This is a genomic window from Amycolatopsis sp. EV170708-02-1, from assembly GCF_022479115.1.
Classification (GTDB): Bacteria; Actinomycetota; Actinomycetes; order Mycobacteriales; family Pseudonocardiaceae; genus Amycolatopsis.
In genome coordinates, this window is the sequence record NZ_CP092497.1 from 6,211,757 (window position 1) to 6,238,517 (window position 26,761).

At 65.6% G+C, this 26,761-nt stretch carries 17 protein-coding genes, 3 rRNA genes and 2 pseudogenes; 12 read left to right on the forward strand and 10 right to left on the reverse strand.

The window, feature by feature from the left end; all coding sequences use genetic code 11:
* The first annotated feature begins 1 nt into the window (after position 1).
* On the forward strand, positions 2-745 hold the full coding sequence (gene lipB / locus MJQ72_RS28090) for a lipoyl(octanoyl) transferase LipB (RefSeq protein WP_240594114.1): 744 nt from the start codon (positions 2-4) through the stop codon (positions 743-745).
* A gap of 51 nt (positions 746-796) precedes the next feature.
* On the opposite strand, the gene MJQ72_RS28095 is transcribed toward lipB, so the two are convergent.
* Complete coding sequence (locus MJQ72_RS28095; protein WP_240594115.1) at positions 797-1,732, reverse strand: LLM class F420-dependent oxidoreductase; 936 nt, start codon at positions 1,730-1,732, stop codon at positions 797-799.
* 25 nt (positions 1,733-1,757) lie between these two features.
* Positions 1,758-2,375 carry a TetR/AcrR family transcriptional regulator gene (locus tag MJQ72_RS28100; RefSeq protein ID WP_034324103.1) on the reverse strand — a complete coding sequence of 206 codons (618 nt, stop codon included), beginning with the start codon at positions 2,373-2,375 and terminating at the stop codon, positions 1,758-1,760.
* 132 nt (positions 2,376-2,507) lie between these two features.
* Here MJQ72_RS28100 and MJQ72_RS28105 point away from each other — a divergent pair, with 132 nt between their 5' ends.
* From MJQ72_RS28105 to MJQ72_RS28135, 7 genes and pseudogenes are all read left to right on the forward strand, one after another.
* Complete coding sequence (locus MJQ72_RS28105; RefSeq protein ID WP_240594116.1) at positions 2,508-3,038, forward strand: hypothetical protein; 531 nt, start codon at positions 2,508-2,510, stop codon at positions 3,036-3,038.
* A gap of 43 nt (positions 3,039-3,081) precedes the next feature.
* On the forward strand, positions 3,082-4,038 hold the full coding sequence (locus MJQ72_RS28110; RefSeq protein ID WP_240594117.1) for an oxidoreductase: 957 nt from the start codon (positions 3,082-3,084) through the stop codon (positions 4,036-4,038).
* Positions 4,039-4,075: 37 nt separating this feature from the next.
* The gene (lipA, locus tag MJQ72_RS28115) at positions 4,076-5,077 is read left to right on the forward strand and encodes a lipoyl synthase (RefSeq protein ID WP_043848287.1); all 1,002 of its coding nucleotides are present in this window, start codon (positions 4,076-4,078) and stop codon (positions 5,075-5,077) included.
* A gap of 61 nt (positions 5,078-5,138) precedes the next feature.
* Positions 5,139-5,801 carry a DedA family protein gene (locus tag MJQ72_RS28120; protein ID WP_240594118.1) on the forward strand — a complete coding sequence of 221 codons (663 nt, stop codon included), beginning with the start codon at positions 5,139-5,141 and terminating at the stop codon, positions 5,799-5,801.
* A gap of 9 nt (positions 5,802-5,810) precedes the next feature.
* Positions 5,811-6,676, forward strand: a pseudogene (locus tag MJQ72_RS28125) (patatin-like phospholipase family protein).
* Positions 6,677-6,768: 92 nt separating this feature from the next.
* Positions 6,769-7,968 carry an Ig-like domain-containing protein gene (locus tag MJQ72_RS28130; protein ID WP_240594119.1) on the forward strand — a complete coding sequence of 400 codons (1,200 nt, stop codon included), beginning with the start codon at positions 6,769-6,771 and terminating at the stop codon, positions 7,966-7,968.
* Between the two features lie 15 nt (positions 7,969-7,983).
* Positions 7,984-8,730: a Sir2 family NAD-dependent protein deacetylase gene (locus MJQ72_RS28135; protein ID WP_240594120.1), complete on the forward strand. Its 747-nt coding sequence runs from the start codon at positions 7,984-7,986 to the stop codon at positions 8,728-8,730.
* A gap of 466 nt (positions 8,731-9,196) precedes the next feature.
* On the opposite strand, the gene rrf is transcribed toward MJQ72_RS28135, so the two are convergent.
* From rrf to MJQ72_RS28175, 8 genes and pseudogenes are all read right to left on the reverse strand, one after another.
* Positions 9,197-9,313, reverse strand: a 5S ribosomal RNA gene (gene rrf, locus MJQ72_RS28140).
* Between the two features lie 83 nt (positions 9,314-9,396).
* A 23S ribosomal RNA gene (locus tag MJQ72_RS28145) occupies positions 9,397-12,532 on the reverse strand.
* 325 nt (positions 12,533-12,857) lie between these two features.
* A 16S ribosomal RNA gene (locus tag MJQ72_RS28150) occupies positions 12,858-14,374 on the reverse strand.
* The 16S, 23S and 5S rRNA genes sit together here, the layout of an rRNA operon.
* 395 nt (positions 14,375-14,769) lie before the next feature.
* Positions 14,770-15,966, reverse strand: coding sequence for a low temperature requirement protein A (locus tag MJQ72_RS28155; protein WP_240594121.1), 1,197 nt, complete (start codon positions 15,964-15,966; stop codon positions 14,770-14,772).
* A 456-nt stretch (positions 15,967-16,422) separates the two neighbouring features.
* Positions 16,423-17,894: pseudogene (locus MJQ72_RS28160) on the reverse strand (MFS transporter).
* Positions 17,894-21,478: a DNA polymerase III subunit alpha gene (dnaE, locus tag MJQ72_RS28165; RefSeq protein WP_240594122.1), complete on the reverse strand. Its 3,585-nt coding sequence runs from the start codon at positions 21,476-21,478 to the stop codon at positions 17,894-17,896. Before dnaE ends, MJQ72_RS28160 begins: the two are co-directional and overlap by 1 nt.
* A gap of 200 nt (positions 21,479-21,678) precedes the next feature.
* The gene (locus MJQ72_RS28170) at positions 21,679-22,476 is read right to left on the reverse strand and encodes a plasmid pRiA4b ORF-3 family protein (RefSeq protein ID WP_240594123.1); all 798 of its coding nucleotides are present in this window, start codon (positions 22,474-22,476) and stop codon (positions 21,679-21,681) included.
* Positions 22,437-22,763, reverse strand: a complete 327-nt coding sequence (locus MJQ72_RS28175; RefSeq protein ID WP_240594124.1) for a hypothetical protein — start codon at positions 22,761-22,763, stop codon at positions 22,437-22,439. Before MJQ72_RS28175 ends, MJQ72_RS28170 begins: the two co-directional genes overlap by 40 nt.
* A gap of 131 nt (positions 22,764-22,894) precedes the next feature.
* Between MJQ72_RS28175 and MJQ72_RS28180 the strand changes: the two genes are divergently transcribed.
* From MJQ72_RS28180 to MJQ72_RS28195, 4 genes are all read left to right on the forward strand, one after another.
* Positions 22,895-23,296 (forward strand): nitroreductase/quinone reductase family protein, encoded by a 402-nt coding sequence (locus tag MJQ72_RS28180; protein WP_240594125.1) that lies wholly within the window; start codon positions 22,895-22,897, stop codon positions 23,294-23,296.
* Between the two features lie 389 nt (positions 23,297-23,685).
* Positions 23,686-24,357, forward strand: coding sequence for a FadR/GntR family transcriptional regulator (locus MJQ72_RS28185; protein ID WP_240601437.1), 672 nt, complete (start codon positions 23,686-23,688; stop codon positions 24,355-24,357).
* Between the two features lie 4 nt (positions 24,358-24,361).
* Entirely contained in the window at positions 24,362-25,801 is a 1,440-nt protein-coding gene (locus MJQ72_RS28190) for an amino acid permease (protein ID WP_240594126.1), read from the forward strand.
* The gene (locus MJQ72_RS28195) at positions 25,798-26,751 is read left to right on the forward strand and encodes an asparaginase (protein ID WP_240594127.1); all 954 of its coding nucleotides are present in this window, start codon (positions 25,798-25,800) and stop codon (positions 26,749-26,751) included. Before MJQ72_RS28190 ends, MJQ72_RS28195 begins: the two co-directional genes overlap by 4 nt.
* The last annotated feature ends 10 nt before the right edge of the window (positions 26,752-26,761 follow it).

The window sequence follows — 26,761 nt, forward strand, 5'->3', positions numbered from 1 at the left end:
CGTGAGCTCTTCGACCACGTCATGCCGTGCCGCCACCGAGCCCGTCGACGTCCGCGAGATCGGGACGATCGACTACACCGAAGCCTGGGAACTCCAGCGCCGGCACGTGACTGCCCGTGCCGACGGCGAGGGCCCCGACACCATGCTGCTGCTGGAGCACCCGTCGGTGTACACGGCGGGCAAGCGCACCGAAGCCGAGGACAGGCCGACCGACGGCACCCCGGTGATCGACGTCGACCGCGGCGGCAAGATCACCTGGCACGGTCCCGGTCAGCTGGTCGGATACCCGATCGTCAAACTCGCCGACCCGATCGACGTCGTGCACTACGTGCGGCGGCTCGAAGAGGCCCTGATCACCGTCTGCGACCAGCTCGGCGTGCACACCGGCCGGGTCGAGGGCCGCAGCGGCGTCTGGATCCCCGCCGACGACCGCGGCCCGGAGCGGAAGATCGCCGCGATCGGCATCCGCGTCCAGCGCGGCGTGACCATGCACGGTTTCGAGCTGAACTGCAACGCCGACCTGGGCGCCTTCGACAAGATCGTCCCGTGCGGCATCCGGGACGCGGGCGTGACTTCGCTTTCCTACGAGCTCGACCGCGAGGTCACCGTCGCGTCGGTGCTGCCGATGGCGCGTGAAGCCGTGCTCGCGGCGCTTGAAGGCGACCTGCCGGTGAGCGACGAGCGCTGGCTGCCGCGCCCCGAGGCCCCTGCCGCCCCCGGCGTCACTTTCGCTCTGCAGAGCTGACAACTCGTGAGTGGTAAGGACGGTTAGAACCGTCCTTACCACTCACGAGGCTCAGTCCAGCTGAGGAGCGACCTCGGAGGCGATCAGCTCGATCTGGTCCAGATCCGAAAGATCCAGCAGCTGCAGGTAGAGCCGGGTGATCCCGGTCTTCTCCCGCCACAGCCCGACCTTCTCGACGACCTCGGACGGCGTGCCCGCGAGCCCGTTCTCCCGCAGCTCGGAGACCTCGCGCCCGAGCACCGAAGCGCGCTTCGCGACCTCGGCGTCGTCACGGCCAACGGCGACGACGAGCGCGGCCGACCGGATGATCTCCTTGGGGTCGCGGCCGATCTCGCGCGCGGCGTCGTCGACGCGGCCGAACTGCGCCGCGGCGACGTCCGGTCCCACGAACGGCAGGTTGAACTCGTCCGCGTAGCGGGCGGCGAGCGCCGGGGTGCGCTTCTTGCCGCCACCGCCGATGATCACCGGCGGCCGGGGCCGCTGCGCCGGCTTCGGCAGGCCCGGCGAGTCGACGAGCTTGTAGTGCTCGCCGTCGAAGGAGAACGTCTCCCCCTCCGGCGTCTCCCACAGCCCGGTGACCACGGCGAGCTGCTCGGCGTAGCGGTCGAAGCGCTCCTTGATCGGCGGCAGGTCGAGGCCGTAAGCGGTGTGCTCGTCGTCGTACCAGCCCGATCCGAGGCCGAGTTCGACGCGGCCGCCGGACATCTGGTCCACCTGCGCGACCGAGATCGCGAGCACGGACGGATGCCGGAAGGTCGCGGCGGTGACGAGGGTGCCCAGCCGCACACGGCGGGTCTCGCGGGCGAGACCCGCGAGGGTGATCCACGCGTCGGTCGGCCCCGGCAGCCCGGTCGCAGAACCCATCTTCAGGTAGTGATCGCTGCGGAAGAAGGCGTCGTAGCCCGCGTCCTCGGTGGCCTTCGCCACCCGGAGCAGGTCTTCGTAGCTGGCCCCCTGCTGGGGCTCGGTAAAGATCCTGAGGTCCACGAACGCCACCCTAGCCAGGGCGCGATCAGCTCGCTTTCCCGTGCTCGGCGGGCGGAACGCGGCGGAACCCGACGAGCAGCCGCACCAGGACCTCCTCGACCTGGGCGCTGACCTTCTTCGGTTCCGGCGAGCTGGCGATCTCGATCGCGGCGCTCGACAACGCGCCGAACAGCAGCCGCGCGGTGACGTCCACCGGGACGTCGTCGACCTCGCCGACCTCGATGAGCGACTGGATCCCGGTGCGGACCAGGCCGAAGCTGCACCGCTCCTCCGCCTCGCGCCAGCGTTCCCAGCCCATCACCACCGGCGCCTCGTGGATCGCGATGCGCTGGTACGCCGGGTCGAGGCAGCTCTGCAGGAAGCCGCGCAACCCGGAGAGCGCCCGCTCCCACGGCGAGGCCGGGCCGTTCATGATCTTTTCGAGCCGGTCGAAGACCTGGCTTTCGACCGTGTCGAAGGCAGCCTCGAACAGCGCCTGCTTCCCACTGAAATGGTGGTACAGCGCGCCTTTCGTCACCCTGGCCCGTTTGGCGATCTCGTCGAGAGACGTGCCGGCGTACCCGCGTTTGGTGAACAGCTCAACGGCACTCTCGACGAGCGCCGACCGGGTGGACTCGGAATAGTCCAGCCGCCTTGACCTCATTGTCGCCACCTTCACAACTTTACGCCGCCGGTCCCGCTCCATACCCATGGTATGTTGACTGCTGTCAGGTCCGTACCGGGAGTATGCCGCAAACCTGCGGTATGAACCGGGTCACGGAGGGGAGCCCACATCATGAGCTGGAACGACTTCTACCAGCGGCGCGACATCCTCGAAGCCGCACTGCGCCAGGCGGGTCACCACCCGTCCGACGCGATCTCACTCGAAGAAATCCCTGGCGCCACCAAGTACTTCGCGACCGAGGACGAGCTTCTGGTCGCCCTTCGGTACAAGTGGAACCAGGTGTTCGCCGGTCACCTCCGCGCCGAGATGACCGATCCGGACTACGCCGACCAGGACCTCGCGCTCGACAGGGTCGAAGCCGTCACCCGCGCCTGGAACAGCGCCATCACCGAACACGAGACCCTCCGCGCCGTTCTCGACGCGGCCCTCGAGCGGTGCCCCGCGCTGATCCCTGGCCACGAAGCCGAGCTGCGCACTCTCGCGCTGACGGCAGGGCTGGCCGACGGCAACGAACCGACCGAGGAGATCACCAAGGTCGGCGGCGCGTTCGCCACCCTGCTCCGGCACGGGCGGCACGCGAAGCCCGCCCGCCGCCGCAGCCCCATGGGTCACCTGCTCCGGTTGCTCGCGCCGAGCGCCTGACCTGGCGTAGCGGCACGGCCGACGATGTAGTTAGGTGACCCGCATGGCTGCTCACACGCGCTGGACCGAGGCCGACATCCCGGATCAGACCGGCCGGACGGTGTTCGTCACCGGCGCGAACTCGGGGCTCGGGTTGCGGATGTCCGAGGTGCTCGCGGGCAAGGGGGCCCGCGTGCTGCTCGGCTGCCGGTCGCCGGAGCGTGGCGCCAAGGCACTGGAGAAGGTGCGCGCGGCCGCGACCGGGGAAGCACCCGAGCTCGTCCGGCTGGACCTCGCCGACCTCGACTCGGTCCGCGAAGCCGCGAAGAAGGTCCAGGAGCTGACGGGCGGCAAGCTCGACATCCTGGTCAACAACGCGGGTGTGATGGCGACCCCGCGCGGCCACACCAAGGACGGTTTCGAAACCCAGTTCGGCACGAACCACCTCGGGCACGCGGTGCTGACCTGGCTGCTGATGCCGTCACTGCGCAACGGCTCGGGAGCGCGCGTCGTCACCTTGTCGAGCATCGCGGCGACGGGCGCGCGCATCGACGTCGCCGACCCGAACTTCGAACGCCGGATGTACAACCCCGGCTCGGCCTACGGCCAGTCGAAACTCGCCAATCAGGTGTTCGCGCTCGAACTCGACCGCAGGCTGCGCGCCGCGGGCGAGGACGTCGTCAGCGTGGCGGCGCACCCCGGCTACACCTGGACCGGGCTCGGCTCGGGGATGGCCCGCTCCTACCGCAACCGGGTGGTGCGCGCGCTCGTCGCCGGGGGCAACCGGATCGGCGAGATCTTCATCGCGCAGAACGCCCGCCAGGGCACGCTCCCGCAGCTGTTCGCGGCGACCTCCCCCGAGGCCGAAGGCGGCGATTACATCGGCCCTCGCGGGCTCGGCGGACTTCGCGGCGCCCCGGTCAAGGTGCGCCCGCTGGCCGCCGCGAGGAGCGAATCGCTCGGTGCCGCGTTGTGGGACCTGACCACCAAGTTGACGGGCGTCACCCCCGACCCCGCGTGAGCGGCGAGCACTGCTCCGGCGGGCGTAGGGTGACGGTGTGAGTGCTGCCCCAGATGGCCGCAAGCTGTTGCGGCTCGAGGTCCGGAATTCCCAGACTCCCATCGAAAAGAAGCCGTCGTGGATCAAGACGCGCGCCCGGATGGGTCCGGAGTTCACCGAACTCAAAGGCCTGGTGCGCCGCGAAGGCCTCCACACCGTGTGTGAAGAAGCCGGCTGTCCCAACATCTACGAATGCTGGGAAGACCGTGAAGCGACCTTCCTGATCGGTGGCGACCAGTGCACCCGGCGCTGTGACTTCTGCCAGATCGACACCGGCAAGCCCGCCGAGCTGGACCGCACCGAGCCCCGCAAGGTCGCCGAAAGCGTCCAGGCGATGGGCCTGCGCTACTCGACGGTCACCGGCGTCGCGCGCGACGACCTGGAAGACGGCGGCGCGTGGTTGTACGCCGAAACCGTCCGTCAGATCCACGCGCTGAATCCGGGCACCGGTGTCGAGCTGCTGATCCCGGACTTCAACGCGGATCCCGACCAGCTGGCCGAGGTCTTCGGCTCCCGCCCCGAGGTGCTCGCGCACAACGTCGAGACCGTCCCGCGGATCTTCAAGCGGATCCGGCCGGGTTTCCGGTACGCGCGGTCGCTGGAAGTCATCACGAAGGCCCGCGAGGCCGGTCTGGTGACCAAGTCGAACCTCATCCTGGGCATGGGCGAGACCCCCGAAGAGGTCGCGCCCGCGATGAAGGACCTGGTCGACGCGGGCTGCGAGATCCTCACCATCACCCAGTACCTGCGCCCTTCGCCCAGGCACCACCCCGTGGACCGCTGGGTCAAGCCCGAAGAGTTCGTCGAGCACTCGAACGCCGCCGAGGCCATGGGCTTCGCCGGCGTGATGGCGGGGCCGCTCGTACGTTCCTCGTACCGCGCCGGTCGCCTTTTCGCCCAGACGAAGGCCCACCGCGGCGAACCGCTGTCGGAGAACCTGGCCCACCTGGCCGCCGAAGGTCCCGCCGCGCAGGAAGCCAGCTCGCTGCTGGCACGGTGACTCCGGTCACCCTCTTCGCGACATCGCCACCCACCAGGTCACGAATCAGTAAAGTGACCTGGTGGCGTTGGTAACTGATCTTCTGAACTGGCTGCAGGGACTCCCCGAACCGGGACTGGTCGCGGCGACCGGCGGACTCGTGTTCGCCGAATGCACCATCGGGCTCGGCTTCATCGCCCCCGGTGAATCGGGGCTGCTGGTCGCGGCCACGACGGCGACGTCGGTCTCGCGGTTCCTGACCCTGTGGGCGGTCGTGACGGTCTGCGCCGCACTCGGCGACTCGCTCGGCTACGCGATCGGCAAACGCTTCGGCCCGCGTCTGCGCGAGACGAAGCTGATCCGCAAGTACGGCCTCGACGCCTGGGACAAGGCGACCGGAGTGCTCGAACGGCGAGGCGCGTGGGCGGTGTTCTTCGCTCGGTTCCTCCCGGTGATCCGCACGCTGACCCCGGCCGCGTCCGGGACCTCGGGCCTGCCCTTCCGGAAGTTCCTGCCCGCCGCCGCGGCGGGCGCGGCCTGCTGGTCGGCCATCCACATCGGTATCGGTGCCGCGCTCGGCGAGGCGGCCAAGAAGGTCGAAGGCGCGCTCAACACCGGCGGCCTGGTCATCGTCGGCGTGCTCGTCGGTGTCGCCGTGTTCTTCCTGCTGCGCTACAAGAAGAAGAAAGCGCTCGCGGTCACAGCCGAAGAAGCCGCCCCGGCGAAGATCGGCGCGGACGACTAGATTCCGGGCATGGCCGCCCTGAACCTGCCCCAGCCGATCGGTTTCGTCCTCGGTGGCGGCGGCAGTCTCGGGGCGATGCAGGTCGGGATGCTGCGGGCCCTCACGGAAGCGGGCGTCGCGCCCGATCTCGTCGTCGGCACCTCGGTGGGCTCGCTGAACGCCGCCGTCCTCGCCCTCGGGGCGAAGCGGGCGAGCGGCTCGACCGGATCTGGTCACGGATGACACGGCACGAGGCCTTCCCCGGCGGCGTGCTCAGCCAGGTGCGGACCCTGCGGCACAGCAAGACCAACCTGTTCCCCAACACCGGGCTCGCCGCGATCGTCGACGAGCACATCGGCGAGGGCGTCCGGTTCGAAGATCTCGCGCTGCCGCTGGGGGTCGTCGCGACGGACGTCGACACCGCGGAGCCACTGCTGATCCGTTCCGGGCCCGTGCTGGCGCCGCTGCTGGCCAGTTGCGCGATCCCGGGGATCTATCCGCCGGTGCCCTTCGGGGAGCGCATGCTCTATGACGGCGGCCTGGTCGCCAACGTGCCGATGCGGCAGGCGCTCGCCATGGGCGCGAAGTCGCTCGTCGTCCTCGACTGCGCCTTCCCCGGCAAGATGCCCGGCACTCCGCAGACCTTCGCCGAGGTGATGATGTACACCGCGATGGTCAGCATGCGGAACCAGGCGGTCCTGGAAGCGCCGATCGCCGCGGCCGAAGTGCCCGTGGTCTACGTGCCCGGGCCGAAGCCGGTGCGGGTCAGCCCGCTGGACTTCAGCCACACCGCGGCACTGACCGCCGAGGCCTACGAAGCCGCGAAGACCTATTTGGGCGAATTGAGTGTCGATGGCCCCGGTCTTTATGGTGCCCCCGGTCTCGTCGTGGCCTGACAGGCAACCATCCGGCAGCGATCACGTCTTCTTCGTCGCGTAGTTTTGAAAGAGAACTTTCCGCTGATGGCGCGACATAAAAAGAGAACCATATGTTTCCCAAGAAGACATTACTTTCGACGGCCGGAATACTCGCCGCGATACTGCTGATCTCGGCCTGCTCGTCCCCCGGCGGCTCCGGTGATTCCCATTCCGCCGGCCCGAGCGCGGGATCGGACGAAAGCCCGGTTTCGGTGACCATCGACCCGGCGGGCGGGACGAACGTCAATCCGGCGACCCCGGTGGTGGTCAAGGCGGAGCACGGCAAGCTGATCGACGTCACCGTCAGCAACGCCGACAAGGGCAACCAGGTCAAGGGCGAACTGGCCAGCGACGGGCTCAGCTGGAAGACCACCGAACCGCTCGGCTACGGCAGCACCTACAAGATCGTGGCGCACGCCCAGGGCACCGACGGAAAGCCTGTCGAGCAACAGAGCAGGGTCTCCACGCTGAGCCCGAAGCAGCAGGCGAACCCGAACCTGATCCCGGCGCCCTCGGCGGTCGCTTCCGGCGGTGTCGGCGTCGGGCAGCCGATCGTGTTCACCTTCGGTCAGCCGGTGAAGAACAAGGCCGAGGTGGAGAAGAAGCTGTCCGTGGAGTCCACGCCGAAGCAGGAAGGCTCCTGGTACTGGATCGACGACAAGAACGTCCATTACCGCCCCAAGGTCTATTGGCAGCCGGGGACGACGCTCAAGGTGTCGGCGATGATCTACGGCGTCGATTTCGGCAATGGCGTGTACGGCGCGACCGATCGCACCGAAACGTACAAAGTGCACGATTCCTGGGTCGCGAAGGCCGACGGCAACACCGAGCAGATGCAGATCTTCCACAACGGCCAGCTCGCGAAATCGATGCCCATTTCCATGGGCAAGGACGCCACGCCCACCCATTTGGGCGCACACGTCATTTCGGACAAACACGAGAATTACACGATGGACTCGTGCACGTACGGCGTCTGCCAAGGCCAGCCGGGGTACTACAAGTCGAACGAGAAATGGTCGCTGCGCATCTCCAACGACGGCGAGTTCGTCCACGAGAACCCGAACAGCGTCGGCGCGCAGGGCAGCTCGAACGTGTCGCACGGCTGCATCAACCTCAACGCCGCCAACGCGCAGTGGTTCTACCAGAACATGGGGCTCGGCGACGTCGTCGAGGTGACCAACTCCGGTGGCCCGCAGCTGCCGGTGTGGGACCTGTACGGCGACTGGTCGAAGTCGTGGGCGGACTGGCAGGCGGGCAGCGCGCTCAAGTAGAGGGATGATGGGCCGGTGACCAGCACCCTGAGCACCGCCCGCTCACTCGTGGCCGGCGCCGGCCGGATCGTCGCACTGACCGGCGCCGGGATCTCCACCGACTCCGGGATCCCCGACTTCCGCGGCCCACAGGGGCTGTGGACCCGCGACCCTGGGGCGGAGAAGATGTCGAACCTCAAGGCGTATCAGGGCAGCCGCGAGGTCCGGGAACGGACTTGGCAGGCGCGGCTGGTGCATCCCGGCTGGGACGCCGTACCGAACGCGGCGCACTACGCGCTCGAGCGCCTGTCGCCGGCGTGGATCGTCACCCAGAACATCGACCGGCTGCACCAGAAGGCGGGCTCTCCGCCCGAGCGGGTGCTGGAACTGCACGGGACGATGTTCGAGTCCGTCTGCCTGTCCTGTGACGACCACCGGGACATGCGCTCGACGCTGGACCGCGTCCGGGCGGGCGAGGCCGATCCGCCCTGCCTGGTATGCGGCGGCATCCTGAAGTCCGCCACCGTGTCGTTCGGCCAGCACTTGGACCAGAACCTGCTCCGGACCGCCCGCGCCGCCGTCTCCGACAGCGATCTCCTGCTGGTGGCCGGGTCCTCCCTGAGCGTGCAGCCGGCCGCCTCACTGGTGAGTGTCGCTTCCCGCGCCGGCGCCGCCGTGGTCATCTGCAACGGCTCCGAGACGCCTTACGACTCCATGGCCACCGCCGTCGTCCGCGGCCCGCTCGCCGACACCCTCCCCGCGCTCGCCCTCTCCCGCATTTAGTCCTCTGACTGCGGCCGGCCCTCCCGGTCCTTCGCGTGCCCGCGCCCCTCGCTCCCGCGCCCCTCGCTCCCGCGCCCAGCGCTCCCGTGCCCGGCCCCGTCGCTCCACGTGCCCAAGGCCGTATCTCGCGTGCCTGAACCCGTCACTCGTGTGCTTGAGCCCGTATCTCGCGTGCTCGGAGACGTATCTCGTGTGATCAGGTGGACGGTAGGTGTGTGTGGCGGGACGTCGCGTGTGATCAGACGGACGACACGCTGGCCTCTGGTCGTGTCGTCCGTCTGGTCACGGGTGTCGTCCCTGTAATCACGCGAGTGACGGCTTCAAGCACGCGTATGACGGGTTCAAGCACGTGTGTGACGTGCCCAGGCACGGGTGTGACGGGTTTCGGGCATGAAAAAAGAGGGCTCGGGCCCTGGGAGAACTCGTGGTTCTCAACCGGGGCCCGAGCCCTCTTTTTCTAATGTTAGTCCGGCGGTGTCCTACTCTCCCACAACCCTTCGGTTGCAGTACCATCGGCGCTGTCAGGCTTAGCTTCCGGGTTCGGAATGGGACCGGGCGTTTCCCTGACGCTATAACCACCGAAACACTATGAAACAACACTCCCCACCGATCTTGCTGGTGGTTGTGTGGTGTTTCAGAGCTGTAGAGTGGATGCGTAACATCTTTGTGGGCAAGTCCTCGGCCTATTAGTACCAGTCAACTCGACAACACATTACTGTGCTTCCATTTCTGGCCTATCAACCCAATGGTCTGTTGGGGGCCTTAACCCACAAAGGGGTGGGATACCTCATCTTGGAACAGGCTTCCCGCTTAGATGCCTTCAGCGGTTATCCCTTCCGAACGTGGCCAACCAGCCATGCCACTGGCGTGACAACTGGCATACCAGAGGTTCGTCCGTCCCGGTCCTCTCGTACTAGGGACAGCCTTCCTCAAGTATCCTACGCGCGCGGCGGATAGGGACCGAACTGTCTCACGACGTTCTAAACCCAGCTCGCGTGCCGCTTTAATGGGCGAACAGCCCAACCCTTGGGACCTACTCCGGCCCCAGGATGCGACGAGCCGACATCGAGGTGCCAAACCATGCCGTCGATATGGACTCTTGGGCAAGATCAGCCTGTTATCCCCGGGGTACCTTTTATCCGTTGAGCGACACCCCTTCCACCAGGTGGTGCCGGATCACTAGTCCCGACTTTCGTCCCTGCTCGACATGTCTGTCTCACAGTCAAGCTCCCTTGTGCACTTGCACTCAACACCTGATTGCCAACCAGGCTGAGGGAACCTTTGGGCGCCTCCGTTACTCTTTAGGAGGCAACCGCCCCAGTTAAACTACCCATCAGGCACTGTCCCTGAACCAGATCATGGTCCGAGGTTCAGATTCCCAATCCGACCAGAGTGGTATTTCAACAACGACTCCACCAACACTAGCGTGCCAGCTTCACAGTCTCCCACCTATCCTACACAAGCCGAACCGAAAACCAATACCAAACTATAGTAAAGGTCCCGGGGTCTTTCCGTCCTGCCGCGCGTAACGAGCATCTTTACTCGTAGTGCAATTTCGCCGGGCCTGTGGTTGAGACAGCCGGAAAGTCGTTACGCCATTCGTGCAGGTCGGAACTTACCCGACAAGGAATTTCGCTACCTTAGGATGGTTATAGTTACCACCGCCGTTTACTGGCGCTTAAATTCTCAGCTTCACCCCGAAGGGTTAACCGGTCCTCTTAACGTTCCAGCACCGGGCAGGCGTCAGTCCATATACATCGTCTTGCGACTTCGCATGGACCTGTGTTTTTAGTAAACAGTCGCTTTCCGCTGGTCTCTGCGGCCACCCACCCCTAGTCCGCAAGGGACTTCAGAGTGTTTGGCCCCCCTTCTCCCGAAGTTACGGGGGCATTTTGCCGAGTTCCTTAACCACAGTTCACCCGATCGCCTTAGTATTCTCTACCTGACCACCTGTGTTGGTTTGGGGTACGGGCCGTGCACGCACTCGCTAGAGGCTTTTCTCGGCAGCATAGGATCACTCTACTTCACCTCAATCGGCTACGCATCACGTCTCAACCTATATGAATGGCGGATTTGCCTACCATTCGGTCTACACGCTTACACCAGTACTACCACTCACTGGCGGAGCTACCTTCCTGCGTCACCCCATCACTCGACTACTACGGAATCAGATCCCACGCTCCACACAGAAACCTCCATCCGAAGACTTCGGTAACTGGCTTTGGGTGGTTAGTATCAACCGCCTCATCCTGGGCGCACGTGCTCGGGTACGGGAATATCAACCCGTTATCCATCGACTACGCCTGTCGGCCTCGCCTTAGGTCCCGACTTACCCTGGGCGGATTAGCCTGGCCCAGGAACCCTTGGTCATCCGGCGGCAGAGTTTCTCACTCTGCATTCGCTACTCATGCCTGCATTCTCACTCCCACACCCTCCACGACTGGCTTCCGCCGCCGCTTCCCTGGATGCAGGACGCTCCCCTACCCATCAACACGACTAGACGTCCCCTCAAGGAGAACGCCGATCTATATGTGTCAATGACACAGCTTCGGCGGTGTGCTTAAGCCCCGCTACATTGTCGGCGCAGGACCACTTGACCAGTGAGCTATTACGCACTCTTTCAAGGGTGGCTGCTTCTAAGCCAACCTCCTGGTTGTCTGGGCAATCCCACATCCTTTCCCACTGAGCACACACTTAGGGGCCTTAGCTGGTGTTCTGGGCTGTTTCCCTCTCGACGACGAAGCTTATCCCCCGCCGTCTCACTGCCACACTCTCACACCACGGTATTCGGAGTTTGGTTGATTTCGGTAACCCGGTAAGGCCCCTAGACCATCCAGTAGCTCTACCCCCGTGGAGAAACATGTGACGCTGCACCTAAATGCATTTCGGGGAGAACCAGCTATCACGGAGTTTGATTGGCCTTTCACCCCTACCCACAGCTCATCCCCTCAGTTTTCAACCTAAGTGGGTTCGGCCCTCCACGTCGTCTTACCGACGCTTCAGCCTGGCCATGGGTAGATCACTCCGCTTCGGGTCTAGACCACGCGACTCAATCGCCCTATTCAGACTCGCTTTCGCTACGGCTACCCCACACGGGTTAACCTCGCCACGCAGCACTAACTCGCAGGCTCATTCTTCAAAAGGCACGCCATCACCTCAACATCACAAGGATGTGCTCGGGCTCTGACGGCTTGTAGGCACACGGTTTCAGGTACTCTTTCACTCCCCTCCCGGGGTACTTTTCATCTTTCCCTCACGGTACTAGTCCGCTATCGGTCTTCAGGAAGTATTTAGGCTTACCGGGTGGTCCCGGCAGATTCACAGCAAATTCCACGAGCTCGCTGCTACTCGGGAACACCACCAAGGTCTCAGAAACTGGTTTTCGCGTACGGGACTCTCACCCACTCCGGTCGCCCATCCCAAGGCGTTCCACTAACCAGCACATCAACCCGAAGAAATGTCAGTCTCTTCAAGGCGGGTCCCACAACACCACACACACAACGCCTGACAGCTTGACATGTGCATGGTTTAGCCTCTTCCGCTTTCGCTCGCCACTACTCACGGAATCACGGTTGTTTTCTCTTCCTACGGGTACTGAGATGTTTCACTTCCCCGCGTTCCCTCCACACACCCTATATATTCAGATGCGGGTAACACCACATAACTGGTGCTGGGTTTCCCCATTCGGAAATCCTCGGATCACAGCTCGGTTGACAGCTCCCCGAGGCATATCGCAGCCTCCCACGTCCTTCATCGGCTCCTGAAGCCAAGACATCCACCATGTGCCCTTAACAACTTGACCACAAAGATGCTCGCATCCACTCTACAGTTCTCAAACACCACACCAGAAACAAACAACCTGGAGCTCGTGTAAGCCCCTTGGCGTGTTGCCTCAGGACCCAACAGCATGCCAGCGAACAATCCCTCCGACTTCCCAGGAGCACCCGTTCCACGCTTCCCGAAGGAAGCAGTACTAGAGCGTCCCGGCAAAAACCGGCGACACCATAACCAGTAGTTCCACAATTCCTTGAGCAAGCCCGGCAACACCACATTCGGATGTTGAGCCGTGCCCACTCCACCAACCGTTGGTCCGGGTATCCCGGCGGGGTGGATGTGTTGCTCCTTAGAAAGGAGGTGATCCAGCCGCACCTTCCGGTACGGCTACCTTGTTACGACTTCGTCCCAATCGCCAGTCCCACCTTCGACCACTCCCCCCCTTACGGGTTGGGCCATGGGCTTCGGGTGTTACCGACTTTCATGACGTGACGGGCGGTGTGTACAAGGCCCGGGAACGTATTCACCGCAGCGTTGCTGATCTGCGATTACTAGCGACTCCGACTTCACGCAGTCGAGTTGCAGACTGCGATCCGAACTGAGACCGGCTTTAAGGGATTCGCTCCACCTCGCGGTATCGCAGCCCTCTGTACCAGCCATTGTAGCATGTGTGAAGCCCTGGACATAAGGGGCATGATGACTTGACGTCATCCCCACCTTCCTCCGAGTTGACCCCGGCAGTCTCCCACGAGTCCCCGCCATAACGCGCTGGCAACGTAGGATAAGGGTTGCGCTCGTTGCGGGACTTAACCCAACATCTCACGACACGAGCTGACGACAGCCATGCACCACCTGTACACCAACCACAAGGGAAGCCCTATCTCTAGGGATGTCTGGCGCATGTCAAGCCCAGGTAAGGTTCTTCGCGTTGCATCGAATTAATCCACATGCTCCGCCGCTTGTGCGGGCCCCCGTCAATTCCTTTGAGTTTTAGCCTTGCGGCCGTACTCCCCAGGCGGGGCGCTTAATGCGTTAGCTACGGCACGGACAACGTGGATGTCGCCCACACCTAGCGCCCAACGTTTACAGCGTGGACTACCAGGGTATCTAATCCTGTTCGCTCCCCACGCTTTCGCTCCTCAGCGTCAGTATCGGCCCAGAGACCCGCCTTCGCCACCGGTGTTCCTCCTGATATCTGCGCATTTCACCGCTACACCAGGAATTCCAGTCTCCCCTACCGAACTCAAGTCTGCCCGTATCGCCCGCACGCTCCACGTTAAGCGTGGAGTTTTCACGAACGACGCGACAAACCGCCTACGAGCTCTTTACGCCCAATAATTCCGGACAACGCTCGCACCCTACGTATTACCGCGGCTGCTGGCACGTAGTTAGCCGGTGCTTCTTATCCAGGTACCGTCACTTGCGCTTCGTCCCTGGCGAAAGAGGTTTACAACCCGAAGGCCGTCATCCCTCACGCGGCGTCGCTGCATCAGGCTTGCGCCCATTGTGCAATATTCCCCACTGCTGCCTCCCGTAGGAGTCTGGGCCGTGTCTCAGTCCCAGTGTGGCCGGTCACCCTCTCAGGCCGGCTACCCGTCGTCGCCTTGGTAGGCCATTACCCCACCAACAAGCTGATAGGCCGCGGGCTCATCCCGTACCGCCGGAGCTTTCCACCACCAACCATGCGATCAGTAGTCATATCCAGTATTAGACCCAGTTTCCCAGGCTTATCCCAAAGTACAGGGCAGATTGCCCACGTGTTACTCACCCGTTCGCCACTAATCCACCCCGAAAGGCTTCATCGTTCGACTTGCATGTGTTAAGCACGCCGCCAGCGTTCGTCCTGAGCCAGGATCAAACTCTCCAACAATGTCAAATTTGATCGAGGCAATTTAATGCTCTCAAAGGAACCTCACACGAGGTTCAAATACATAAGCTCTACTGGCTTAGTTCACTAGCACACTGTTGAGTTCTCAAGCAACACACCCCAGATCGCACCGTGGCTACACGGCCTTATCCGAAGCAGTCATTTCTTGGCTTTGTCCGGAGCACACCCTAGCACCTGCTCGAAACTGCCGTTTCAGCTGGGGTAGAGTTACCTCTCCGGTTCGGGACCACCCACTCTACCACCATCCGGTGGGAGCTTGGTTCGTGTTCCCGGCGGCCGCTCGGTTTCCCTGGCGACGAAGAGAACATTACACGGCCCGAAACCGGCGTTTACAGGGGGGTCCCTTTTTTCGCGCCGACGCTCTGACCTGCGTCGATCTAGCTCTCCCCCGGTACCGGCTCGCCGTGGGTCGCGACGACCGTCAGCACGACGAGGGCGGCGGCGAGCCCCGCGGTGATGTGGATGGGCGCCGGCGTGAACGACGCGGCGAGCACGAGCACCGCGGTCACCGGGAAGCCGATCGCGATCGGACGGCATTCGTTGGTGGGGCCGATGTGCATGAGCCAGACGCTCAGCAGGTAGATCGCGACGGGCACGGTCGTCGCCATGGCGGCCGGCAGGGAGGCGACGTGCCCGGTGTGGGTGTCGTAGTCGACCGCGACTTCGAGGCCGGCGCCGAGCGCGGCCGCCGAGGCGAAGATCAGATAGTGCCCATAGCCCCAGCTCGCGACGGTGAACAGGCTCTTCGCCTTCTCCAGCCGGGCGTGGCCTGGCTGGTCGAAGTAGAGCCACCACAACGAAAAGACCAGCACGAGCCCGGCGGCGGCGAGCGAGATCAGGCTGCCGGTGTGCTTGCCCTCGTCCAGCCCCTTCTTGACCGCGGTGGTCGCACCGAGGATGGATTCACCCAGCACGATGATCGTGAACAGGCCGTAGCGCTCGGCGATGTGGTGCGGATGCCAGCCCGTCCAGCGTTTGCGTTCGGCGATCACCGGGACCGCGAGCTCCGCCACCAGGAGCACGAAGAACGACGGCAGCCCCAGCGACTCCGGCAGACCGAGCCGTACGACCCACAGGATCTGGACGATCGTGATGCCGACGGCGTAACGCAGCGCGGCCGGACGGCAGTCCGGATCGGTCCGCGCGGCGCGCAGCCACTGCACGACCATCGCGAGCCGCATCAGGACATAGCCGATCACCACGATCTCGAAGTCGCCTTCGAAGGCGGACGAGACCCCCGCGGCGACGGTCAGCCCTCCCGCGATCTGCACCAGCGTCACCAGCCGGTACGGGACGTCGTCGGTGTCGAACGACGACGCGAACCAGCTGAAGTTCAGCCAGCCCCACCAGATCGCGAAGAACACCATCCCGAAGCTGAGCACCCCGTGCCCGATGTGGTTCTCGGCGATCGCGTGGTGCAGACCGGCGGCCGCCTGCGCGACAGCGACCACGAAACACAGGTCGAACAACAGCTCCAGCGGGGTCGCGACCCGGTGCCCTTCACCGGAGTCGCGCATCGTCATCGGCCGGTACCAGACCCGCAGCCGATTCCGCCGAACAGAACTCTCCGCCATCGGTGCTCCTCGCAATCTCGATCTGCGGAGATCTTCGCAGCCGGAAGCGGATGACACACTTGGGGAAACGCGCGGCGGGTGGGTCCGGGCCGGGTGCACCTCCCCAGGCGACCCGGCACGGACCCACCCGCGCGAATGCCTCACCGCGACCCGGCTCGCCAATGGTGTTGAGCCGGCCGCCGCCGAACGGTCCCCCGCGGACGCCGACGGCTGTCCACCGGCTCGTGACCGTAGGTGTCCATTCCTGAGAACTCCGGACTCACCACGATCGCTCCGGCCGATCGATCCATCCCCGATCGATCGACAGAAATACCACTGTCGGTAGCCGAGTCACAGCGGTGAAGGCTCCGTTAGGTGTACCCGGTTGCTCTGAGTAGCACCAGAGGATGACTACCTCCGTCACTCGGATGGAGCATTCGATCTTGCCGAACGTAGTCGTCGGAAGGTGCGAAAGACTCAGCCGCGTTGACTGTCGGCGGCAGCCCGCTCGGCTTCCTCCCGCTCAGTGAGCGAGCGCCGCTTCCGGCGCGCACGAAGTTCGATCACCGCGAGTAAGAGCGCCGTACTCGTCAACGCGGCGGCGCACAGCATCGCCGCGGTCAGCGCCGACGGATAGCCGCCGTTCGCGCCGAGTACGGCGTGGAATACCGAGGCCAGCACGACGGTGCCGATCGCGGTGCCGATCCGTTGCCCGGTCTGCAACGCTCCCCCGGCCACTCCGGCCATCGAGGTCGGGACGCATTCCAGGGTGAGCGTGGTGTTCGGCGAGATGACCATGCCACCGCCGACACCGGCGACGAGCAACGGCAACGCGAACCACCAGCCCGCCGCGGCACCGGGATCCTGACCGGCGAGGACGGCGACCGTGACCATCCCGGCGATCACCATGACCAGCCCGGCGACGGTCAGCTTGCGGCCCCACTTCGACACCAACCGCCCCGCGATCGCCGCCGAGACCGCCGAGCCGAGGGCGAAAGACGTGACGGCCAGTCCGGATTGCAGTGGCGTGTAGCCGAGCCCTTGCTGGAAGAAGATGGCGAAGACCAGCCACATCCCGGTGAAACCGCTGAAGTAGAGCGCGCCGACGGCCGCACCCGTCGCGTAGCCCGGGGTCCCAGTGAACAGGCGGGTGTCCAGCAGCGGCGGACGACCGCGCCGCACCATCGAACGTTCCCAGCGCACGAACGCGAAGCCGAATACCACCGCGACGACGAACAGCCACCACAGGCTGCCCAGCCCGCCCTGTTCGGATTCGATCAACGGCAGCAGGACGCCGAGGACGGCGACACCCAGCAGCATGATGCCGACGAAGTCGATCTCGCCCCGCAGGCTTCTCGCCGGGGCCTCGGCCTTCGGGAGCCATCTCAAGGCCAGCGCGAACGCCAGGATCCCGATCGGCACGTTCACGTAGAAGACCCAGCGCCAGCCTTCCGGATCACCGAAGACGGCGAGGATCACGCCACCCAGCACCGGCCCGACCGCGGTCGAGATCCCGACGGTGGCGCCGAACATGCCGAACGCGCGACCACGTTCCGCGCCGCGGAACAGGTCCTGGATCATCCCGCTGTTCTGCGGCGTCATCATGCCCGAGGCGAAACCCTGCAGGAGCCGCGCGACGATCAGCGTCGTCTCGTTCGGCGCCGCGCCGGCGAACGCGCTGGTCAGCACGAACGCGGCGAGCGCGAACAGGAACATGCGGCGGCGGCCGAGCGCGTCGCCGAGCCTGCCGCCGGACACCAGCACCAGCCCGAAGGCCAGCGCGTAGCCCGACACGACCCACTGGATCCCCCGCTCGACGCGCCGAGATCCCGCTGGATCGACGGCAGCGCCGTGTTGACGATGCTGACGTCGAGCAGGCCCATGAACCCGGCGGCGAGGGAGACGGCGAGCGCCTTCCAGCGCCGGGGATCGGGTTCGTAGGTGTTCATCAGGTGCTGGCGGCGATCCCGGGGATGCCCTTGAGCTCACCGATCAGCATCGACGTCACCTTGACCGGATAGTCGTAGAGCGCGAAGACCGTCTGGTTCTTGCCGACCAGCTTGAGGTGCACCGGGGTCTCACCCTTGTGCGCCAACAAGGTCTGCTTCAGCTCGCTGACCACCGACTGGTCGATCTTCTCCGCCGCGGCCAGCAGGACCAGCGGCAGATCGTCTTCGCCGTTGCCGACCTCGGACAGGTCGAGCGGGACGAGACCGCCGCCGAAGATGGACATCTTGTCCTCGCGCCAGTTCACCCGGCCCTTGACCAGGACCGCGTTGTCCTCGATGAGGTCGGCGGAGAACATCGCGTAGGACTTGGGGAAGTACAGGACCTCCAGCGAGGCGTCCATGTCCTCGATGGTGCAGATCGCCCAGGGCTCGCCCTTCTTGTTGACCCGGCGTTCCAGCGAGGTGATCAGCCCGGAGACGACCAGCTCGCCTTCCTTCGGCGGGTCGGCGAGGATCGCGGCGATCGGCCTCGGCGCGTGTTTGCGCAGGATGCGTTCGGCTCCGTCCAGCGGATGCGCCGAGACGTACAGGCCGAGCATCTCCCGTTCGTAGGCCAGGAGCTGCTTGCGCGGGTACTCCTCTTCGCCGAACTTCAGATGCGCGAGCGGTGAAGAAGAAGCCGCGGCTTCCGCGTCGTCGTCCCCGCCGAACCCGAAGAGGTCGAACTGGCCCATCGCCTCCTGGCGCTTGAGCGGGACCACGGCTTCGACCGCGTCCTCGTGCACCTGGATCATCGAAAGCCGAGTGTTGCCGAGCGAGTCGAAGCCGCCCGCCTTGATCAGCGACTCGATGACCCGCTTGTTGCAGGCCACCAGCTCCGACTTGTCGAGGAAATCGGTGAAGGAGGAGTACTTCCCCTTCTCCTCGCGGGTCTTGATGATCGACTCGACGACGTTCGCGCCGACGTTGCGGACGGCGCCCATGCCGAAGCGGATGTCCTCCCCGACGGCCGCGAACCTCAGCGCCGACTCGTTGACGTCCGGCGGGAGCACCTTGATCCCGAGGCGGCGGCACTCCGAGAGGTAGACCGCGGACTTGTCCTTGTTGTCACCCACCGAGGTGAGCAGCGCGGCCATGTACTCCGGCGTGAAGTTCGCCTTGAGGTACGCGGTCCAGTAGGAGATCAGGCCGTACGCGGCCGCGTGGCTCTTGTTGAACGCGTAGCCGGCGAACGGGAGGATCGTGTCCCAGAGCGCCTTGATCGCCTCGGAGGAGAAACCGCCGGGAACCAGCTCGCTCGACTTCATGCCCTCTTCGAAGCCGACGAACTCCTTCTCGAGGACCTCCGCCTTCTTCTTACCCATGGCTCGGCGGAGCACGTCCGCGCGGCCCATGGAGTAGCCGGCCACCTTCTGGCCGATGTGCATGATCTGCTCCTGATAGACGATCAGGCCGTAGGTGTCGGCCAGGATCTCCTTCAGGGGCTCTTCGAGCTCGGGGTGGATCGGTTTGACCTTCTGCCGCGCGTTCTTGCGGTCGGCGTAGTCGTTGTGCGCGTTCATGCCCATCGGGCCGGGGCGGTACAGCGCGCCCACCGCCACGATGTCGTCGAACACCGTCGGCTGCATCCGGCGGAGCAGGTCACGCATCGGCCCGCCGTCCAGCTGGAACACGCCGAGCGTGTCACCGCGGGAGAGCAGTTTGTACGTCTCCGGGTCTTCGACGCCGAGGGTGTCGAGGTCGATGTCGATCCCGCGGTTGGCCTTGATGTTGTCGATCGCGTCACCGATGACGGTGAGGTTCCGCAGGCCGAGGAAGTCCATCTTCAGCAGGCCGATGGCCTCGCACGACGGGTAGTCCCAGCCGGTGATGATCGAACCGTCGTCACGCTGCCACAGCGGGATGGCGTCGGTCAGCGGGTCGCAGGACATGATGACCGCGCAGGCGTGGACACCGGCGTTGCGGATCAGGCCTTCGAGGCCGCGGGCGGTCTCGAAGATCGTCTTGCACTCTTCGTCGGTCTCGACGAGGGCGCGGACCTCGGCCGCTTCGCCGTAGCGCTCGTGCTTCGAGTCGACGATGCCCGAGAGCGGGATGTCCTTCGCCATGATCGGCGGCGGGAGCGCCTTCGAGATCCGGTCCGCGATCGCGTACCCCGGCTGGCCGAAGTGGACGCGGGCGGAGTCCTTGATGGCCGCCTTGGTCTTAATGGTGCCGAAGGTGATGACCTGCGCGACCTTGTCGACGCCGTACTTCTCGGTGGCGTAGCGGATCATCTCGCCGCGACGGCGGTCGTCGAAGTCGATGTCGATATCGGGCATCGAGACGCGCTCGGGGTTCAGGAACCGCTCGAACAGCAGCTTCTGCGGGATCGGGTCCAGGTTGGTGATACCGAGGACGTACGCGACCAGCGAGCCGGCGGCGGAACCACGGCCGGGGCCGACGCGGATGCCGACCTTGCGGGCGTAGTTGATGAGGTCGGCGACGATGAGGAAGTAGGCGGGGAAGCCCTTCCCGATGATGACGTCGAGCTCGATCTCGATGCGCTCGTTGTAGTACGGGTCCGGCACGCCGTCCGGGTACCGCCACTTGAGGCCGCGGGCGACCTCTTCCCGCAGCCAGGTGCCCTGGTCGTAGCCCTCGGGGACCTCGAAGAACGGCAGCCGGTCCTTGTGCGTGTACACGTCCTTGTAGGACTCGACGCGCTCGGCGATCAGCAGCGTCGAGTCGGCGGCGCCGGGGACCTCCTTGTCCCAGTACTCGCGCATGTCGGCGGCGGACTTCAGGTAGTAGCCGTCACCGTCGAACTTGAAGCGGTTCGGGTCGTTCAGGGTCTTGCCCGCCTGCACGCACAGGAGCGCGGAGTGGGTGTCGGCCTGGTCCTTGGTGACGTAGTGCGAGTCGTTGGTGGCCAGCGGCCGGAGGTCGAGCAGCTTGCCGATCTCGAGCAGGCCTTCACGGACCGACCGCTCGATCGGCAGCCCGTGGTCCATCAGCTCGAGGAAGAAGTTGTCGGCGCCGAAGATGTCCTTGTAGTCCGACGCCGCCTGGATCGCCTCGGTGCGCTGCCCCAGCCGCAGGCGCGTCTGCACCTCGCCCGAGGGGCAGCCGGTGGTCGCGATGATGCCGTGGTGGTTCTCCGCGATCAGCTCGCGGTCCATCCGGGGCTTGCGGTAGTAGCCCTGCATGCTCGCGAGCGACGAGAGCTTGAACAGGTTCCGCAGGCCGGTGGAGTTCTCGGCGAGCATCGTCATGTGGGTGTACGCACCACCACCGGAGACGTCACCGCCCTCACCGAACTCGTCGGCGCCGCGCTGGTTCGACTGCCCCCAGAAGACCGGCTTCTTGTGGAAGCGGCTCTCCGGCGCGATGTAGGCCTCGATGCCGATGATCGGTTTGAGGTCGTGTTTGACCGCCTGCTGGTAGAACTCGTCCGCGCCGTACATGTTGCCGTGGTCGGTCATGCCGACCGCGGGCATGCCCAGGCGCGCCGCCTCCTTGAACAAGGGGGCGATCTTCGCCGCACCGTCGAGCATCGAGTACTCGGTGTGCACATGCAGGTGGACGAAGGAATCGTTCGACACCAGCGAAAACCTCCCCTAGGCAGACGGATCCCTGGCTGCTTGACGCGGGCCGGTCCTCCCACCTTATGCGCCGGGGTTCGACGGCGCCCGGGCGGGATGGCACCCCGGCGAGGGCCAGTCTCCCCCTCCGACCGGCCACCGCCAAGCACCGACGCGGCGCGGTTCGCGGCGACCTCGGTTCCCCCGAACGGGGCGCGGGATCAACTCAGCCTGGCCAGCCGCTCGTTGACCACCTCCCTGTCGAACCACTCCGGATCGAACCCGAAGCCGCCGAGCTCTTCGAGCAGTTCCTCGTTCTCTTCGTCGTCCGGATCACGCCGTGCCTCCAGCAACATCTCGTAACTCCGCTCGTCTTCGCATTCCGGCGGAGGCGCGGCGCGTTCGCCGTCGAGGCAGCTCGGTGCTTCGGGGAGGCCGGTCAACCGCTCGACGCGGATCCAGTGCCGCCAGCTCTCCGCTTCGTAGACGAGCCGGTGCCCTGGCGAGCCGACGACCTGGCCGAGCGTCACTTCGTCGTCGAAGCGATCGCCTTCACAGCTCTGCGCGTCGACGCTGAAGCCTCCGTACGCGGTCTCGAACCGGTGATACTCCCGTTCGTCACGGTCGAACGCGGTCGCGAGGATCCGGTGCAGCCCGGCGAGGGTGACGTCGGAGCGGACTTCGAGCCTTCGCCAGATCGCGTCGTCCGGCTCGGCCAGGGCGACCGCCAGCCTGAGTCCGGTGACCGGCGCGGGCGGGGGCAGGACGAGCGGCAGCGAATCGGCCGACGGTGTGCGCGGCAGCGGATCGTAGCCGGGAAGACCGAGCCACCGGCGCAGCTGGGCCGCACGCTCGGGCAGATCGGGCCTCGGATCTCTCCCCACCTTCAAGAGGTCGGGGATCCTCTCCCGAATCCAGGCGACGGTGTCCGCTTTGACGTTCAGCGCCGATTCGACCTGGCTTCGGAACTCCTCGGGGGTCAGCGCTGCCTCGACCACTTCGAAGCCGTTGCGGAGCACCGCCAGGGCGTCCTCGGGACGGGGTGGAGCTCGATCACGTCGACCTCGCGACCGTTCACCACCACTTCGACGCCCACCGAGCGTTTGCCGGCGGTCAGCCTGGCGGCCAGGACCACCAAGTCCTGATCCGCCTGGCCTTGGACGACGCAGCCGGACAGCTCGACCGGCCCGTGGAGCAGCTTCGGCCAGCGCTCCACCCTGGACACGTCCAGGGGCGCGCGCGTCGGATGGGAGCGCTGGTGCTTCGGTCGTTTGGCGGGCTTGCGGCCGCGGCTGACGGGGGACACGGGATCAGTATCGCCAGCGGCACCGACAGTTTCGGCGTCGTGAGCTGCGCTGATCGGAAAATGCTTGCCGACCTGGGCGTGGATGTGCAGACTGACCAGCCGCCAAGATCAACCGAACGCCCGGAGAGTTGATGATCGACCTGCAGGCCATGAACGAGCGCGTGATCGCGGAGTTCCGCGCGAACGGCCGCCACGGCGACGGTCTCCCGACCTTGCTGCTCACCACCACCGGTGCCCGCACCGGGCGACGGCACGTGACGCCGATGCTGTTCTTGGCCGACGACGACCGCTACATCGTCTTCGCCGCCAACGGGGGCGCGCCCGGGCATCCGGACTGGTATCGCAACCTGGTCGCGGAGCCGTCCGTCGACGTCGAAGCGGACGGAGAGGCCTTCACCGCTCACGCGATCGAGGTCACCGGAGCAGCGAGGGACCGCCTGTTCGCGAAGCAAGCGAAGGCGTTCCCGCGGCTGGCCGAGCACCAGTCGAAGACCACGCGGCCGTTCCCGGTCATCGCGCTCAGCCGCGTATGACGTTCAGTGGGTCGTGAATGACGATTCGAGCTTGGATTCCGCCGCGGTCCGTGAAGGCCTCCTTGAGGGACTCTGGGTCCCTCAAGGAGGCCTTCACGGACTCGGTGATCGCCACGGTACCGAGTGGGGCACCCCCGCACCGAAGACGTTGTGACGCTGGCCACCTCCGCATGGGATTCCGGTGCCAACACGAAACTCCGCGTCCGCGGAAGTGCCCAGGACGGGTTCCGATTCCCCGGCGGTTACCCCATCAACGCGGGCCCCGCAGAATGAATCCGAGCCGCCCGCCGACCGCTTGACAAAGCGTTGGGCCGACCGCACGATCTCGTCTCATGAACCTGTCTGACAGCCAGACAGCCGGACACGGTGGTCCACGACGCGTCAGCGCGATGGAGGCCGTTCTGGCCCATCTCCGCGGCGCCATCGAGCGCGGCGAGTACCCCGTCGGCGAGAAACTGCCGTCGGAATCCGCGCTCGGCAAGGAGTTCGAAGTCAGCCGCTCGGTCGTCCGCGAAGCCCTGCGGGGGCTGCAGGCGCTCGGCCTCACCGTGTCCAAAACGGGCAAAGGGACCTTCGTGACCGCCACCGGGCCGGTCGAGAACCCCACCTTCGGGACCTACTCGGCCCGCGACCTGTTCGAGGTCCGGCGGCACGTGGAGATCCCCGTCGCCGGTTACGCGGCCTTGCGCCGCAGCACCGACGACCTGGACCTGCTGGGTCATCTCGTCGAGCGCATGGATCTCGAAACCGACAACACCGCGTGGGTGGCGCTGGACTCGCTGTTCCACATCACCATCGCGCAGGCCTCGGGCAATCCGGTGTTCGGCAAGGTCATCGAAGAGATCCGCGACGCGCTGGCCCGCCAGTCGTCCTTTCTCAACCAATTGGGGGATCGTCGGACCCGCTCGAACATCGAGCACCGTGAGATCGTCACCGCCATCGCCTCCGGTTCCGAAGCGGACGCCATCGCGGCGATGACCTCCCATCTCGAGCACGTCGAGGACGCGCTGACCACCATCGTGCGGCCGAGCCCCACGACGCACCAGAACAAGGACGACTGACACCGTGACCGAACAGACCCTCAGCGCGGACGGCAAAGCCGCGCCGGTGCCGGCCGACGCCGGTGACGCCGGCTACGACAAGGCGCTGAAACCCCGCCACGTCAACATGATCGCGATCGGCGGCGCCATCGGCACCGGCCTGTTCCTCGGCGCGGGCGGACGGCTCGCGCAGGCGGGCCCGGCACTCGCGATCGTGTACGCGGTCTGCGGCCTTTTCGCGTTCTTCGTGGTGCGCTCGCTCGGCGAACTCATCCTGTACCGCCCCTCCTCCGGCGCCTTCGTCTCCTACGCCCGGGAATTCATGGGCGAGAAAGGCGCTTTCGTCGCGGGCTGGATGCACTTCCTGAACTGGTCGACGACCGGTATCGCCGATATCACCGCGATCGCCCTGTACGCGCATTTCTGGTCGTTCTTCACGCCGATCCCGCAATGGGTGCTGGCACTGATCGCGCTCGCGGTGGTGCTGGCGCTGAACATGGTTTCGGTGAAACTGTTCGGCGAGATGGAGTTCTGGTTCGCCATCATCAAGGTCGCCGCGCTGGTGACGTTCATGGGGATCGGGATCTTCCTGCTGGTCACGCAGCAGCCGATCGACGGCACCACGCCTGGTTTCTCGCTGATCTCCGACCACGGCGGGATCTTCCCGGCCGGGGTGCTGCCGATGGTGCTGATCGTCCAGGGTGTCGTGTTCGCCTACGCCTCGGTCGAGCTGGTCGGCGTCGCCGCCGGCGAGACGGAGAACCCGCGCAAGATCATGCCGAAGGCGATCAACTCGATCATGTGGCGGATCGGGATCTTCTACGTCGGCTCGGTGATCCTGCTGGCGATGCTGATGCCGTGGGACGCCTACTCGAAGCAGGAAAGCCCGTTCGTCACCGTGCTCTCGCACATCGGTGTGCCGCAGGCGGGCAACGTGATGAACCTGGTGGTGCTGACCGCGGCGCTGTCCAGCCTGAACTCGGGCCTCTATTCCACCGGCCGCATCCTCCGGTCGATGTCGCTGGCGGGCTCCGCGCCGAAGTTCACCGGCGTGATGAACAAGAACCACGTGCCCTACGGCGGGATCCTGCTCACCTCGGCGGTGTGCGTGGTCGGCGTCGGCCTGAACGCCGTCGTGCCGAGCCAGGCCTTCGAGATCGTGCTGAACTTCGCCGCCATCGGCATCCTCGGCACCTGGGCGATCATCGTGCTTTCGCATCTGCTGTTCGTGCGCAAGGCCAAGCTCGGCGAGGTCGAGCGTCCGTCGTACCGGCTGCCCTTCTCCCCCTACACCGAGATCGCGACGCTGATCTTCCTCGCCGCGGTCGTGGTGCTGATGGGCTTCGACGAGGTCGGCCGGATCACCCTGTACTGCCTGCCGGTCATCGGGCTCGCGCTGGTGGCGGGCTGGTTCGGGGTCCGCAAGCGGATCAACATGGACGTCTTCGAAAAGACGAAGCTGTGACCCCCGAGATCCGCGTGCCCGCGCACGAACCGCTGGTGCACCTCCTCCGCGACGGCATGGTCGAGGGGGTGCACCACGGTTCGGCCGTGGTGCTCGCGCCCGACGGCCGTGTGCTGTTCTCCGCGGGCGACATCGAGGCGGCGTTCTATCCGCGTTCGGCGGCGAAACCGTTGCAGGCCACGGCGATGGCTCGGCTCGGCGTCGAGCTGAGCCCCGCCGGGTTCGCCGTCGGCGCGGCCAGCCACTCCGGCGAAGAGATCCATCTCGCGGAGGTGCTCAGGACCCTCGGCGGCGCCGGGCTCACCGCGGAAGACCTTCGGACACCGGAAGACCTGCCGTTCGACCCGGTCGAGCGCGACGCTTGGGTCGCTTCGGGACGGACGGCTTCGCGGGTGGCCCACAACTGTTCCGGCAAGCACGCGGCGATGCTCGCGACCTGCCGCCTGCACGGTTGGTCCACAAAGGACTATCTGGATCCCGGCCATCCGCTGCAGCGCGCGATCGCGGAGTGCGTCGAGGACCTGACCGGACAGCGGATCCCGAAGGTGGCCGTCGACGGTTGTGGCGCTCCCCTGTTCGCGGTTTCGCTGCGCGGGCTCGCCCGCGCGGTCGGCAAGATCGCCGCGTCGGCGCCGGGAACGCCGGAAGGCCTTGTCGCCGAGGGGATCCGCAAGCATCCGGAACTGGTCGCCGGCACGCGTCGCGACGTCACCGCGCTCATGCGCGCGGTACCCGGCCTGATCGCCAAGGACGGTTTCGAAGCCGTCCAGGTCGCCGCGCTCCCGGACGGGACGGCGATCGCGATCAAGATCGCCGACGGCGGCGACCGCGCCCGCCGTCCGGTGCTCGCCGCCGCGCTCGCGTTGTGCGGCGTCGATCCGGACGTGCTGGAGCCCACCCCCGGCCTGCGTGTGACCGGCGCGCTGGCCGAACTCGATCTCGCCGCCTGAGGAGCCTTCG

What these genes read in the sequence shown, in the direction of transcription:
- MJQ72_RS28100 (WP_034324103.1), bottom strand. Translation starts at nt 2,375, where the DNA reads ATGAGGTCAAGGCGGCTGGACTATTCCGAGTCCACCCGGTCGGCGCTC.
- MJQ72_RS28185 (WP_240601437.1), top strand. Translation starts at nt 23,686, where the DNA reads ATGGAGGCCGTTCTGGCCCATCTCCGCGGCGCCATCGAGCGCGGCGAG.
- MJQ72_RS28105 (WP_240594116.1), top strand. Translation starts at nt 2,508, where the DNA reads ATGAGCTGGAACGACTTCTACCAGCGGCGCGACATCCTCGAAGCCGCA.
- MJQ72_RS28180 (WP_240594125.1), top strand. Translation starts at nt 22,895, where the DNA reads ATGATCGACCTGCAGGCCATGAACGAGCGCGTGATCGCGGAGTTCCGC.
- MJQ72_RS28155 (WP_240594121.1), bottom strand. Translation starts at nt 15,966, where the DNA reads ATGGCGGAGAGTTCTGTTCGGCGGAATCGGCTGCGGGTCTGGTACCGG.
- MJQ72_RS28110 (WP_240594117.1), top strand. Translation starts at nt 3,082, where the DNA reads ATGGCTGCTCACACGCGCTGGACCGAGGCCGACATCCCGGATCAGACC.
- MJQ72_RS28130 (WP_240594119.1), top strand. Translation starts at nt 6,769, where the DNA reads ATGTTTCCCAAGAAGACATTACTTTCGACGGCCGGAATACTCGCCGCG.